This window comes from Metabacillus sp. KH_069 (assembly GCF_057838075.1).
The window spans coordinates 3,375,637-3,388,550 of the sequence record NZ_CM174460.1 but is presented as its reverse complement, the minus strand read 5'-3'; the positions used below and the strand labels follow the sequence as shown (position 1 = coordinate 3,388,550).

13 protein-coding genes are annotated in these 12,914 nt (G+C 40.7%); 12 read left to right on the top strand and 1 reads right to left on the bottom strand.

Translation table 11 applies throughout. The annotated features are described in order from the left end of the window. Positions 1 to 45: 45 nt before the first annotated feature. From AC3ISE_RS17090 to AC3ISE_RS17065, 6 genes are all read left to right on the top strand, one after another. Positions 46 to 1,185: a cysteine desulfurase family protein gene (locus tag AC3ISE_RS17090; protein ID WP_489221895.1), complete on the top strand. Its 1,140-nt coding sequence runs from the start codon at positions 46 to 48 to the stop codon at positions 1,183 to 1,185. Between the two features lie 4 nt (positions 1,186 to 1,189). After that, positions 1,190 to 2,389, top strand: a complete 1,200-nt coding sequence (gene thiI / locus AC3ISE_RS17085; protein WP_489221894.1) for a tRNA uracil 4-sulfurtransferase ThiI — start codon at positions 1,190 to 1,192, stop codon at positions 2,387 to 2,389. Between the two features lie 88 nt (positions 2,390 to 2,477). Beyond that, the gene (locus AC3ISE_RS17080) at positions 2,478 to 2,678 is read left to right on the top strand and encodes an alpha/beta-type small acid-soluble spore protein (RefSeq protein WP_029279082.1); all 201 of its coding nucleotides are present in this window, start codon (positions 2,478 to 2,480) and stop codon (positions 2,676 to 2,678) included. Between the two features lie 106 nt (positions 2,679 to 2,784). After that, on the top strand, positions 2,785 to 2,922 hold the full coding sequence (locus AC3ISE_RS17075; protein ID WP_489221893.1) for a hypothetical protein: 138 nt from the start codon (positions 2,785 to 2,787) through the stop codon (positions 2,920 to 2,922). Positions 2,923 to 3,245: 323 nt separating this feature from the next. Beyond that, positions 3,246 to 4,823, top strand: coding sequence for an acyl-CoA synthetase MbcS (gene mbcS, locus AC3ISE_RS17070; RefSeq protein WP_489221892.1), 1,578 nt, complete (start codon positions 3,246 to 3,248; stop codon positions 4,821 to 4,823). Between the two features lie 92 nt (positions 4,824 to 4,915). Beyond that, positions 4,916 to 6,502 carry an amidohydrolase gene (locus AC3ISE_RS17065; RefSeq protein ID WP_489221891.1) on the top strand — a complete coding sequence of 529 codons (1,587 nt, stop codon included), beginning with the start codon at positions 4,916 to 4,918 and terminating at the stop codon, positions 6,500 to 6,502. Between the two features lie 73 nt (positions 6,503 to 6,575). Here AC3ISE_RS17065 and AC3ISE_RS17060 read toward each other — a convergent pair whose 3' ends face one another. After that, positions 6,576 to 7,379, bottom strand: a complete 804-nt coding sequence (locus AC3ISE_RS17060) for an NAD kinase (RefSeq protein ID WP_489221890.1) — start codon at positions 7,377 to 7,379, stop codon at positions 6,576 to 6,578. Positions 7,380 to 7,831: 452 nt separating this feature from the next. On the opposite strand from AC3ISE_RS17060, the gene sppA reads away from it, so the two are divergent. The 6 genes from sppA to AC3ISE_RS17030 all read left to right on the top strand — a co-directional run bounded on the left by sppA (position 7,832) and on the right by AC3ISE_RS17030 (position 12,742). After that, positions 7,832 to 8,836, top strand: a complete 1,005-nt coding sequence (gene sppA, locus AC3ISE_RS17055) for a signal peptide peptidase SppA (protein ID WP_489221889.1) — start codon at positions 7,832 to 7,834, stop codon at positions 8,834 to 8,836. A gap of 15 nt (positions 8,837 to 8,851) precedes the next feature. Beyond that, entirely contained in the window at positions 8,852 to 9,367 is a 516-nt protein-coding gene (locus tag AC3ISE_RS17050) for an RDD family protein (protein ID WP_133313552.1), read from the top strand. Positions 9,368 to 9,514: 147 nt separating this feature from the next. Further along, entirely contained in the window at positions 9,515 to 10,126 is a 612-nt protein-coding gene (locus tag AC3ISE_RS17045) for a DUF2953 domain-containing protein (protein WP_489221888.1), read from the top strand. Between the two features lie 15 nt (positions 10,127 to 10,141). Continuing rightward, positions 10,142 to 10,612 carry a GerW family sporulation protein gene (gene ytfJ, locus AC3ISE_RS17040; protein WP_489221887.1) on the top strand — a complete coding sequence of 157 codons (471 nt, stop codon included), beginning with the start codon at positions 10,142 to 10,144 and terminating at the stop codon, positions 10,610 to 10,612. Between the two features lie 174 nt (positions 10,613 to 10,786). Next, entirely contained in the window at positions 10,787 to 11,287 is a 501-nt protein-coding gene (tpx, locus tag AC3ISE_RS17035) for a thiol peroxidase (RefSeq protein WP_223437231.1), read from the top strand. 462 nt (positions 11,288 to 11,749) lie between these two features. Then, positions 11,750 to 12,742, top strand: coding sequence for a class I SAM-dependent methyltransferase (locus tag AC3ISE_RS17030; RefSeq protein ID WP_489221886.1), 993 nt, complete (start codon positions 11,750 to 11,752; stop codon positions 12,740 to 12,742). Positions 12,743 to 12,914: the final 172 nt, after the last annotated feature.

The window sequence follows — 12,914 nt, the reverse complement described above, 5'->3', positions numbered from 1 at the left end:
TTTCAAAACTCCTTATTTTTTCAATGTATTGGAGGATCGAATATCTTGATTTACCTTGATAATAGTGCAACCACAAAACCATATGATGAAGTATTGCATGCTTTTGCACATGTTGCAACCCGTTTTTTTGCCAATCCATCCTCGCTGCACGGTCTAGGCGCAGAAGCCGAAAACCTATTAGCACAGGCAAGAAAACAAATGGCTGGCCTTTTAGGAGCAGATGAAAACGAAATCATCTTCACATCAGGTGGCACTGAAGGAAATAACTTAGCCATTAAAGGCACGGCCCTTTCTCTAAAAAAGAGAGGGAATCATATTATTACTACCCAAATTGAACACCCTTCTGTCATTGAAAGCTGCAGACAGCTGCAAGAGCTGTTTGACTTTGACGTAACGTATCTGCCTGTAAATGAAGAAGGAATTGTTAAAGTTGAAGATATTAAAAAAAACATCAGAAAAGAAACCATTTTAGTATCCGTTATGCATGTGAATAATGAAACAGGTTCGATTCAGCCCATAGAAAAAATCAGCAGTCTGCTTGAGGATTATCCGGGAATTTATTTTCACGTTGATCATGTACAGGGGGCGGCTAAAGTTCCTCTTTCACTTAAAGGCATTGATTTATGTACACTGTCAGGCCACAAATTCCATGCATTAAATGGCTGCGGAGTTTTATATGCCCGAAAAGGAATGAAACTCGAGCCCCTTTTATCAGGAGGCGCACAGGAGATGCAGGCCCGTTCAGGCACGGAGAGCATCGCACTTGCGGTATCAATGGCAAAAGCGTTAAGAATGTCAGCTGAAAAATATGAAGCCTGCAAAAATGATTTGCAACAGATGAAAAGAATGCTGTTTGAAGAACTGAATAAAATAGATGGTATTGTCTTAAATACATCTGAGATTGCATCAGCACCCCATATTATTAATTTTTCCGCACCTGGCATCCAGGCAGAAGTGCTTTTACATATGCTTGAACAATCCGGAATCTTTGTTTCAACAACATCTGCCTGTTCGTCAAAAAGAAAAAAGAGCAGCACGGTACTGCTAGCTATGGGAAAAGGCGAAGCTGTGGCATCAAGCTCAATCCGCATAAGCCTTTCATATGAAAATACATTTGAAGAGCTGGAAGAATTTATGGCTGCTTTAAAGAAGTCTCTTGAAAAATTAACGAAATTAACGAGGTAGTAAGATGAATTATGATCATATTTTAATTCGATATGGAGAAATTTCTACAAAAGGAAAAAATCGAAAACGGTTTGTTGATCAGTTAAAAGAAAATATTAAACTGGTCCTTCATGAGTTTCCGGCCTTAGTCTACAGCAGCAACAGAGACCGGATGTATATCAGGCTTCATGGAGAAAATCACGAACTTATTCTTGACAAACTGAAAAATGTATTCGGCATCCATTCTTTTAGCTTAGCTTTAAAAACAAAGAATGAACTTGAAGCTATTAAAGATGGAGCACTTGAGCTGATGTCTGAGCAATATAAACCTGGAGATACCTTTAAAATATCCGCTAAAAGAGCAGATAAAACGTTTCCCCTCCTTACAAATGAAATCAATCACGCAATCGGCAGCCACATTCTGCATAATACGGAAGATTTAACAGTTGATGTGCACGAACCTGACATTGATTTAAGAGTTGAAGTCCGTGCAGAAGCTGCCTATTTGACGTGTAAGGATTATCAGGGAGCGGGCGGTCTTCCTGCAGGGGCAAGCGGAAAAGCTGTATTGATGCTCTCAGGCGGGATTGACAGTCCTGTTGCTGGGTTCTTTGCAATGAAACGCGGCATCGATGTGGAAGCCGTTCACTTCTTCAGTCCGCCGTATACGAGTGAGCGCGCCAAGCAAAAGGTAATGGACCTGGCAAAAAAACTTACTTCTTTTAGCGGACAAATCAAGCTGCATATTGTTCCGTTTACGGAAATACAGGAAACGATTCAAAAACAGGTTCCCGAAAGCTATAATATGACATCTACAAGGCGGATGATGCTAAAAATAGCAGACAGAATCCGCGAAAAACAGGGCGGATTAGCGATCATCACCGGAGAAAGCCTTGGACAAGTTGCCAGCCAGACAATTGAGAGCATGTTTGCTATCAATGATGTAACAAGCACTCCGATTATCCGTCCGCTGATCACTTATGATAAAACGGATATCATCTCTATAGCCAAGCAAATTGGAACCCATGATACCTCCATTTTGCCATACGAAGACTGCTGCACTATTTTTACACCAGCATCTCCAACTACAAAACCAAAACTTGAAAAAGCGCAAAGGTTCGAGAGTTTCCTCGATTTTGAACCGCTGATTGATAAAGCAGTTGAAGATACGGAAGTAATCGTCATTTTACCATCTGAAGATAAAGAATTAAAAAGTTTGTTTTAAACATTAAAATTGTGAACAATTACCAAAATTAGTTTGAATGAAGCCATGTGTTTTTACACAATCTATACTCACAAGGAGGTGAAAACACATGGCAAACAACAGCTCAAACCAATTAGTAGTACCAGGCGCACAACAAGCGATCGACCAAATGAAATACGAAATCGCTTCTGAGTTCGGAGTGAACTTAGGACCTGAAACAACTGCTCGTGCTAACGGTTCTGTAGGTGGTGAGATCACTAAACGTTTAGTATCTTACGCTCAACAAAACATGGGTGGATTTTCAAAATAATCTGAACTAAATAGATATGGCTACGAAGGGTGGGGACCATACCCCACTCTTTTCTATTCGATTTTTTATGCTTGCGGAGCATTTTAAATAGAGGAGGTTTTTCATAATGACAAAGAATAATCGTCCAAATACTGAATTTGAAGGCGGACAGGAGCAAGATCAGAAACAGGAGAAGTCTAAAAAGCAAGGCCGCAAAAGAAGTAGTGAACCTAAAAATGCAGTAGAATCGAATGAGCAAAGCTGAGCTTTGGCGCGGATGATCTTTCCGCGCTTTTTTTAATGGTTTAGGAAATTATAAAATGTAATAGGTTGTGGATAATGAAATAAAGTTATCTACGGTAAGCGCAAGCGCCTAGATCCTCGGTCAGAACAAATCCGCCAAAAAAGTCGGGACCCGGACTTTTCTGTCGGATACTTATCTGCCTGTCGGATCTGACCAAGGCGCTTACGCTTTTGTTCTTGGATTGAAACAAAGGAATAAACTAAATGTAAGATATTTCGCAATAATATTCAAAAATGTTAAAATATTATGTATAATTTACTATGAGATAACAAGGAGGGGTCACAATGTTGAGAGATGAGCTAATTGCGCCAGAAAACTATAACCTAGTAGAAGAAGTAGAAAAGCATGCAAAAGATGCAGACAGGATCGCATTGAAGTGGGAGAATGAAAAAGGCGATAAAGAAGAACTTACATACGGACAGCTTCTTGACAAAGCAAACAGAATTGGAAGCGCTTTATTAACTAAAGGGCTTACTCAAGGAGATAAAATTCTTGTCATCATTCCGCGTTTTCCAGAAGCCTATGCAGTATACTTGGGAGCATTAAAAGCTGGCTTTGTTGTTATACCAAGCTCAGAGATGCTGCGCACAAAAGATCTTCAATATCGTGTGACCCACGGAGATGTGAAAGCAATCATCTCTTATACGGATTTCACAGGTGAATGCAAAGAAATAAATGAATTTGATTCTCTTCATAAATTTTCAATCGGCGGAAAGGCTGAAGGCTGGTATTCGCTTGAGGATGAAGCGGCAAAGGAATCAGGCGAGCTTAAACTTGCGGAGACTAAAAGAGACAGTCATGCCTTTTTATCTTATACATCAGGCACCACGGGCAACCCAAAAGGGGTCGTGCATACTCACGGCTGGGCTTTTGCTCATTTAAAAACAGCAGCTGCAAATTGGCTGAGCATTGAAGAGAATGATGTGGTCTGGGCAACAGCAGGACCGGGCTGGCAAAAATGGATCTGGAGTCCATTCCTATCCGTCCTTGGGTCAGGTGCAACGGGACTTGTCTACAATGGCCGATTTGAGCCAAAGAAATATCTCCAGCTCCTTCAGGATTATAAAGTTAATGTATTATGCTGCACACCGACTGAGTATCGTCTGATGGCTAAGGTAGACAATTTAAAGGATTACTCTCTTCCTGCTCTGCACAGCGCCGTTTCAGCCGGTGAACCTTTAAACAGGGAAGTTATTGATACATTTAGAAATTACTTTAATATCGAAGTTCGGGATGGATACGGACAGACTGAAAATACCCTTCTTGTCGGAGTGATGAAAGGCATGGAAGTTAAGCCGGGTTCAATGGGCAAGCCTACTCCCGGAAATAAAGTTGAAATCATTGATGATGAAGGTAACATCTGCAAAGATGGAGAAGTGGGTGATATTGCAGTCCATGTTGATACACCTGCTTTATTTAAAGAATATTATAAAGACGCTGAGCGTACAGCTATGCAATTCAGAGGCAGTTATTATATTACTGGGGATCGAGCAAGAAAAGATGAAGACGGGTATTTTTGGTTTGAGGGAAGACGGGATGATATCATCATCAGTTCAGGTTATACAATTGGGCCGTTTGAGGTTGAAGATGCACTCGTTAAACATCCTTTTGTAAAAGAGTGCGCTGTCGTGGCAAGTCCGGATGAACTGCGCGGAAGCATCGTCAAAGCGTATGTCGTCCTGCAGGATGACGTGGATGAGAGCTCGCCTGAACTTATTCCTGTCTTGCAGGATCATGTGAAAGAGCTGACAGCTCCTTATAAGTACCCCCGAAAAATTGAATTTGTTTCTGAGCTGCCTAAAACTACGTCAGGCAAAATCAGAAGAATTGAATTAAGGCAGCAGGAACTTGCAAAAGCGTAATAGGCAAACGAACCAGGCAGATGACTCTGTCTGGTTTTTCCATGCACCGAGTGATAACATAGATTGAAAAAGAAAGCTGGAGGAATGTCACCGTGGGCACGCTTTGGTTTGGCGGAACAATTTATACTTTAATAGAAGAAAACGATACGGTTGAAGCGGTCTATGTTGAAAATGGCCTTGTTGTGGATGCTGGAGAAGAAGAGAACCTTCGGGCTGAATACCTTTGCACGGAAGAAGTCGATCTTGAAGGTGGCGTTATGATTCCGGGATTTACTGACAGTCATATGCATTTAATGGGTCATGGTGAAAAACTGCTCCGTTTGGATTTTACGAAGATGACCTCATCTGATCAGGTCATTCAAAGTCTTCGCGAGCGGGCAGAAGGACTTGAGCCGGGAACGTGGATTGTTGGTGAAGGATGGAACGAAAATCAGTTTAAAGATAAGAAAATTATTCATTGCAGAGAACTTGATGAAGTGACTGGCGTTCACCCGGTGATGCTGAAACGAATTTGCCATCATGCGGTCATAGCTAATACAAAAGCAATGGAACTTGCAGGAATAACTTCTGCTACTCCTGACCCGGAAGGCGGAGTTATTGTAAAAGATCAGGAGGGCAATCCGACTGGGTACTTGCTTGATCAGGCACAGGAACTTGTTTTTCAGGCGCAGCCCCAAGTCTCTGAAGCATACTTAAGAGAAGCATTGATGAAATCGATAGAGGATTGCCACAAAAAAGGTCTTGTAGGCGGACATACTGAAGATTTGGCCTATTATGGCAGCCTTGAAAATACTTTGCAGGCTTATGATGAAGTCATTAATCATGAAAAAATGAAATTCAGAGCTCATCTGCTTGTCCATCATTTAGTGATAGATGAATTTCAGCAAAAAGAACGGGATCTCGGCCCATTTATTGAATTCGGGGCAATGAAGCTCTTTGCAGATGGTGCGCTTGGCGGCAGAACAGCTCTATTAAGCGGTCCTTACCAGGATGATCGTGAAACAAACGGAGTAAGTATTCATTCAGATGAAAACTTGGAGCGTCTGATTCAAACAGCGAGAAACTACGGAATGGAAGTTGCCATTCATACAATTGGTGATTTGGCTTTTGAAAAAGCGATTGATGCGATTGAAGCGCATCCGCCTGTGAAACCGAATCAGCACGACCGGCTTATTCATGCACAAATCTTAAGAAGAGATTTAATCGAAAGAGCTAAAAATCTGCCGATTATATTGGATATTCAGCCTCGATTTGTTTCCAGTGACTTTCCTTGGGTGATTGACAGAATTGGCGAGGATAAAATGAAGGATTGTTATGCTTGGAAAACGCTGATTTCAGAGGGCTTGAAATGTGCAGGCGGATCAGATGCCCCTATTGAGCCAATCGATCCGATCCTCGGAATTTATTCCGCAGTGAAAAGAGAAAGCATTTACGATCATCAAGTATATATGCCTGAAGAGAGACTCTCTGTCTACGAAGCTGTGGAACTATACACAAAAGGCAGTGCGTATGCGGTTCATCACGAACATGGCCGAGGATGCATAGCAAAGGGATTTTCAGCTGACTTCACCGTTCTGAGCAAGGATATTTTTAAAGAGGATGCCCTGCTTGAAACAGAAGTGGTTATGACAGTTGTGGACAATACAATCGTATATAAAAGAGAAAGACATGCAGATTGATCCGCATGTCTTTCTCTTTTTGATTGCCAAAACAGGTGGTCTATGGTGCTCTGCGTTGGCTTTGCTTTTCTATTTATAAAAACGTGCGTTTTACTTTTTCCCAGAACGAATTATCCTTTAGTTTTACCGTCTTAATAATGGATTGGCTTAGAGACAGTTCTATTTTTTCGACGTGGCGGATGCTGAGTGCATCGTTATCCATGCCGATGACAGGATGATCATTTCCATCCTGGACAATTTTCAGGGTCAATTTTCTGTCTCCGCTTAAAATGAATGGAGATCCAAGTGTACGGTATTTATTGTTATTAAGTGACGCAAGCTCGCTTACTTGAAGACATGGAAGAAGCGGATCGACAACAGCACCCTGTACAGATTTATTGTAGGCAGTGCTTCCTGTCGGCGTTGAAATAATCATGCCGTCTCCTCTGAATGTTTCAAAATGCAGGTCGTCAATAAATACATCAATAACAAATGTTTTAATAATGCCGGAGCGAATAGAACATTCATTCAGGCACTGAAACGTTGTGTGGCCGTCGATTGTAACATCGAGAATCGGGTAGCGTCTTACTTCGATTTGTGCTTCTTTCATTGCTTCAATGATTTTATCTGTTTCTTCAATTTTAAAGTCGCAATACAGGCTGACCGTTCCTTTAACGGAAATGCCCACATACAGACAGTCATCTCTGAAATTCGTTTTTCTGACGGCTTGAAGGAACGTGCCGTCACCGCCTATACTTACTATAATATTTGCTAGTTTTGAATCAGGTACAACTTTAAATCCCTGTTCTTCAGCCAGAGAGGTAAGCCCTTTCACTTTTTGTACTAGTTCATCGTCTTTTTTGTAATAAAAATAAACGTTGCGGCGATTATCTGTCATGTTAGTCCTCCTTAATGTTGGAAAAGTTACACAATCTTAGCAAATGGTGTTACAATACTTTATGGTGTTTAGTTTACCATTTTCAGCATAAAGATTAAAAGAATTGCACGTTTTTAATGCCTTTTTTATGAAGTTTGTTTTTTATTAAGGCTATTTTTAAAAATATCGTTGCTAATGCCTTAAATGTTAAAAGCCTTTAGTGGATTGCAGCGGATAAACTTGACTCCTGCGGGATATAGAGCAAAGTGGGAGACCCTACAGGCAAAGCCGAGGATGCTCCCATGCGCTCCGCGGAAAGCAAGTTCCTGAAGCGGAAAGGAACGGACAACATTTATAATTGAAAACAACAATCTATGAGAAAACAGCCTTTAATAAAGAGAACCTGCTTCATACATAATTAAATAAGGGAATAGATTTTTATTACGTCTCGCAAAAATCAGGGAGGAATCATCATGAATGGAAAACGATGGGGGGCACTTGTCATTGCCGCTGTCCTGTTTGGTATTTCAGTTGTCGTCAGTTTAACCAATATGGCTTTGGCAAACAGCAATGCTTTTACAAATGCCCTCACTGCCAATGAAGAATTTACAGAAACGGTTTTGGAACCTGGAAATGAATCTAAAAAAATTGTTGTGCTTGAAGTAAACGGAGTCATTCAAGATACAGGGGAAAATGTCACTTCCTTTTTTGAAACAGCAGGCTATCAGCATCAGCAATTTTTAGATATGATTGATGCTGCTGCGAAAGATAAAAGTGTTCGCGGCATTATGCTGAAAGTGAATTCTCCGGGCGGAGGAGTCGTTGAAAGTGCAGAAATACATAAGCATTTAATTGAAGCAAAAGAAAAACACAAGAAAAAGATCTATGTTTCTATGGGCACAACCGCTGCCTCTGGAGGGTATTATATCTCAGCTCCAGCTGACAAGATCTATGCGGCTCCCGATACATTGACTGGTTCATTAGGGGTTATTATGCAGGGGATTAACTACAGCGGTCTTGCAGAGAAGTACGGCGTGAAATTTGAAACGGTTAAAAGCGGTGAGTTTAAAGACATCATGTCTCCTGCGCGCGAAATGACGCCTGAAGACAGAGAAATTCTGCAGACAATGGTTAATAATGCCTATCAGGGCTTTGTTGATGTGATTGCAGATGGTCGCGGATTGTCTGACGGAGAAGTGCGGAAACTTGCTGATGGCCGTATTTATGATGGCCGCCAGGCAAAGGAATTAAACTTAATTGATGAACTGGGTTACTCTGATGATGCTTTAAAAGGAATGAAAAAAGATTTGAAAATAGAAGGCGCTCACGTTGTTGAATATGAAACAAGTGCAGGTCTTGATTCGCTGCTTGCTCTTGGCGCCAATAAAGTGTTCAGCGAGGAGTTTGAACTGATGGGATTATACCGCTTTTTCTCACAATCGAATTCACCTCGTATGATGTACCTGTATTCAGAATAAGAGGAGGTTTTGCAAATGGATGCTACGTATGAAGAAGGACATAACCACGAGCAGCCTCTTCAGAGAATAGAAGAAAGCCATCCAGTAATGAATGTTCATTACGCAGGCTTCTGGCTCCGGTTTTGGGCTTATTTAATTGATTTAATTGTGATTGGAAGCGTAAATCGAATCGTCTTTCATCCTTTATTTACATGGCTTGAGATTCCGACATCAGACAATTTCATTTTCTCTCCTATCCAAATTTGTACGGCAGTCTCCTTCTATCTGTACTTCGTCTTCATGACAAAGTACTTGGGGCAGACATTGGGGAAAATGGTATTCGGGCTCAAGGTCATATCCCTTAAGAACGAAAAGCTGTCGTGGAGCACTGTTTTATTCAGAGAGCTGATTGGACGTTTTATTTCTAAATTTACTTGGATTGGCTATGCTGTAACTGCTTTTACGCCTAAAAAGCAAGGAGTCCATGATCTCTTTGCAGATACAACTGTCATAACGGAATATTTGAAAAAAAATGAACCTGCTGCCGAATAAAGGCCGCAGGTTTATTTTTTTTTTGGAGGGTGATAATGAAAGATTGAAAGGTTGTGAAGAAAGGTGTTATGGATCTGGATTATTGCATGTGCACTTTTTTTGTTCTTTCTTTTCCTTATTTTTATGAAAATAACGGTGATATTTGATTTGAAACATATCGGAGACGATGATGAAATAAAAATCAAGCTGAAAGCCGTGTTCGGGCTGCTGAAGTATACCATCAAAATCCCTCTCGTAAAAGTAGATCCGAATGGGCCGAATCTTATTTTAAAAGAAGAGAAAAAAATGGGTGAGGCAAGTAAGCCTAAAGAAAAAGATGAAAAAATCTCTCCTGATGATTTTTTGACCAGTTTAAAAGATGTGAGAGAATTAACGCAGCATATCGTTCATTTACATGCTATTATTCAAAAGTTTTTAAAACATGTGCAAGTTGTTAAATTTGAATGGCGTTCTCAAATCGGAACAGGAGATGCAGCAGCTACAGGCATGCTTATTGGACCGGGCTGGACAATAAAAGGCGCCGCGGTAGGGATTATCAGTACCTATATGAAGCTGAAAAGCCAGCCAATCTTGTCAATAGAGCCGAATTTTTATCAAAAGAGTTCTAAAACAATCCTTTCATGTATGCTTCACTTTCGAACAGGGCATGCTATTGTAGCGGGATTACGCTTGCTCAAATATTGGAGAGGCGGACGTCCAACCTTTATTAATCAGCAACTTTCTTTTCTTTCAAAAGAAAAGAAAAATAAACCAGCATAGAGGAGGCTACTTATCATGAGTGATCATCCGATTCAAGGACTTATGAAAACAGCTATGGAAAACCTGAAACAAATGATTGATGTAAACACAATCATTGGTGATCCTGTAGAAACACCTGATGGCAGCGTCATTTTAACTGTTTCAAAGGTTGGTTTTGGTTTTGCAGCTGGCGGAAGTGAATTTAATGCCTCAGGCCATGAGGAAAAAACTCATACCGGAACAGGCACAGGCGGATCGTCGGGAGGTCAGAAGCTGCCTTTTGGCGGAGGAAGCGGGGGCGGTGTCTCCATTACTCCAATTGCTTTTTTAATTGTCGGGACAAATGGCATCAAAATGCTGCATTTAGATGAAAGCACGCATTTATATGAAAAGATTCTTGACACTGCTCCCCAGGCGGTAGAAAAAATCCAGGGGATTTTCAAAAAAAATCGCAGTGACAGCAATCAGTCGCAAAATCAGCAGCAAAAAGAAGATTTTGATATTTAATAATAGGCGCCTGTCATTCATTGACTGGCGCTTTTAATATGAAATCAATGCCGGAACGTTTATTTCCCTTACAATAATTTAAATATTTTGTAAATGAATAGGCGTAAACATTGCAAACGCGCTGTAATCAAGCTATATTTACACTGTACATACTTATTAGGGAGGAGTTTTTTAATGGCATCTATTACATTTAAACAAAATCCAGTAACGCTTATCGGCAACGAGGTAAAGGTTGGGGACACGGCACCGAATTTCACAGTGCTTGCAAATGATATGTCTGAAGTTTCATTATCTGATTCTAAAGGACAAGTTCGTATTCTATCTGTTGTACCTTCAATTGATACAGGGGTATGTGATGCGCAAACACGCCGTTTCAATGAAGAAGCAGCTAAATTGGATAACTTAAAAGTATTAACTGTCAGTGTAGACCTTCCTTTTGCACAAAAACGCTGGTGTGCAGCTAACGGCATTGAAAATGTCCAAACAGTATCTGATCACCGCGATCTATCTTTTGGAGAAGCGTATGGAGTGCATATCCAGGAATTAAGATTATTGGCTCGTGCTGTATTTGTAGTTGACAGCAATGACAAAGTGACATACGTTGAATACGTCAGTGAAGCAACAGATCACCCGGATTACGATGCTGCAATTGAGGCTGCTAAAGCAGCAAACTGATGATTGCCAAAAAGAACCTCATGGCCCATGGGCACTGAGGTTCTTTTTTTTTATTCTAGCCGAACGGATTTGTGTCCTCAACGGGACTCTTTGATTCCACTTTTCATTGGGCCGAAAGGATTTGTGTCCTCAACCGGACTCTTTAATTCCACTTTTTATCTAGCCGAACGGATTTGTGTCCTCAACCGGACCCTTTGATTCCACTTTTCATCGAGCCGAACGGATTTGTGTCCTCAAACGGAGTCTTTGATTCCACTTTTCATTGAGCCGAACGGATTTTTGTCCTCATACGAACTTTTTCATTCCACTTCTCCTCAAACCGGACAGATTGGTGTCCTTATTATACGAACCCGTTGTTTCCTTTTTTGTTTGCGAAAAAAGCAGGACTCGGGGTTTGCGGCTTGAAATATATAATACTGATCAGTAGAATGAGGAATACGAACATTGAAGGAGGAAACGACCATGCAAGCCGTTTCGAAAGTAGAAAAGCTGTTTAGTTTGATGAATGAATCAGCTGAATTGATATCAAAAGAATTAAATTGTACATATATAGAGGCAGTCGCTGAAACTGGAGAAAATTTATTTCAAGGTGAAGTACTTCAGGAGGATATGAGCGAAATCGCCAAAAAGAACCTTGCAAAAAAATATGAACAATCTAATATCCGTTCATATGAAAAAGAAGAAATCCGCAAAGCATTCCAGCTTGTTATCTTAAAAGGGCTGAAAGAAGGCGCCCATGCCAATCACCAAATGACCCCTGATACAGTTGGCTTGTTCACTGGATATCTTGTGAATAAATTTGCTTCAGATCAAAAGGAAATCTCCCTTCTTGATCCTGCAGTAGGGACAGGGAATTTATTAACTGCTGTTTTAAATCATTTGAAACAAGAGCATACAGAAAGCTTCGGCGTAGAAGTTGATGACCTTCTTATTAAGCTTGCTTTTTTAAATGCTAATCTTGGGGAGCACTCCGTTCAGTTTTACAATCAGGATTCACTGGAACCCCTTTACATTGATCCAGTCGATTATGTCATTTGTGATTTGCCGATCGGCTATTATCCAAATGATGTGGGAGCAGACAAATTCAAACTCAAGGCGGACAGCGGCCATTCATACTCCCACCATCTCTTTATTGAGCAGAGTATTAATTACACAAAAGCAGGCGGCTATCTTTTCTTTATTGTCCCAAACCACTTATTTGAATCAAAAGAAGCTCCAAAGCTGAAGGAATACTTGAAAGAACAGGTCATTGTCCAAGGACTTCTGCAGCTGCCTGAATCTCTATTTAAAGACAAACAGCATGCTAAAAGCATTTTTATCCTTCAGAAAAAGGGAGAGGGCGTCTCAGCTCCTAAACAGGCAATGCTTGCGGAACTTCCCAAGTTCTCAGATAAAGCAGGCATGCAGTCGATCATGAAACAGCTGGACAGCTGGTTTGCAGAGAATAAAAAGTGAGTTTTAAAAAGGAAAGGCCGGCGGCGGTCTTTCCTTTTTTGTGTTGAAAAAATCAGAATAAAATGAATATAACCTGTAAACGATTGCATGCCGGAAATGTACTTGAAATGTCTGACATGCAATGTTTAAATGAGAAAGTCAGATAATATTCGGGTTCATTTGTAAAGAATAA

What these genes read in the sequence shown, in the direction of transcription:
- thiI (WP_489221894.1), top strand. Translation starts at nt 1,190, where the DNA reads ATGAATTATGATCATATTTTAATTCGATATGGAGAAATTTCTACAAAA.
- AC3ISE_RS17080 (WP_029279082.1), top strand. Translation starts at nt 2,478, where the DNA reads ATGGCAAACAACAGCTCAAACCAATTAGTAGTACCAGGCGCACAACAA.
- AC3ISE_RS17075 (WP_489221893.1), top strand. Translation starts at nt 2,785, where the DNA reads ATGACAAAGAATAATCGTCCAAATACTGAATTTGAAGGCGGACAGGAG.
- mbcS (WP_489221892.1), top strand. Translation starts at nt 3,246, where the DNA reads ATGTTGAGAGATGAGCTAATTGCGCCAGAAAACTATAACCTAGTAGAA.
- AC3ISE_RS17060 (WP_489221890.1), bottom strand. Translation starts at nt 7,379, where the DNA reads ATGACAGATAATCGCCGCAACGTTTATTTTTATTACAAAAAAGACGAT.
- sppA (WP_489221889.1), top strand. Translation starts at nt 7,832, where the DNA reads ATGAATGGAAAACGATGGGGGGCACTTGTCATTGCCGCTGTCCTGTTT.
- AC3ISE_RS17050 (WP_133313552.1), top strand. Translation starts at nt 8,852, where the DNA reads ATGGATGCTACGTATGAAGAAGGACATAACCACGAGCAGCCTCTTCAG.
- ytfJ (WP_489221887.1), top strand. Translation starts at nt 10,142, where the DNA reads ATGAGTGATCATCCGATTCAAGGACTTATGAAAACAGCTATGGAAAAC.
- tpx (WP_223437231.1), top strand. Translation starts at nt 10,787, where the DNA reads ATGGCATCTATTACATTTAAACAAAATCCAGTAACGCTTATCGGCAAC.
- AC3ISE_RS17030 (WP_489221886.1), top strand. Translation starts at nt 11,750, where the DNA reads ATGCAAGCCGTTTCGAAAGTAGAAAAGCTGTTTAGTTTGATGAATGAA.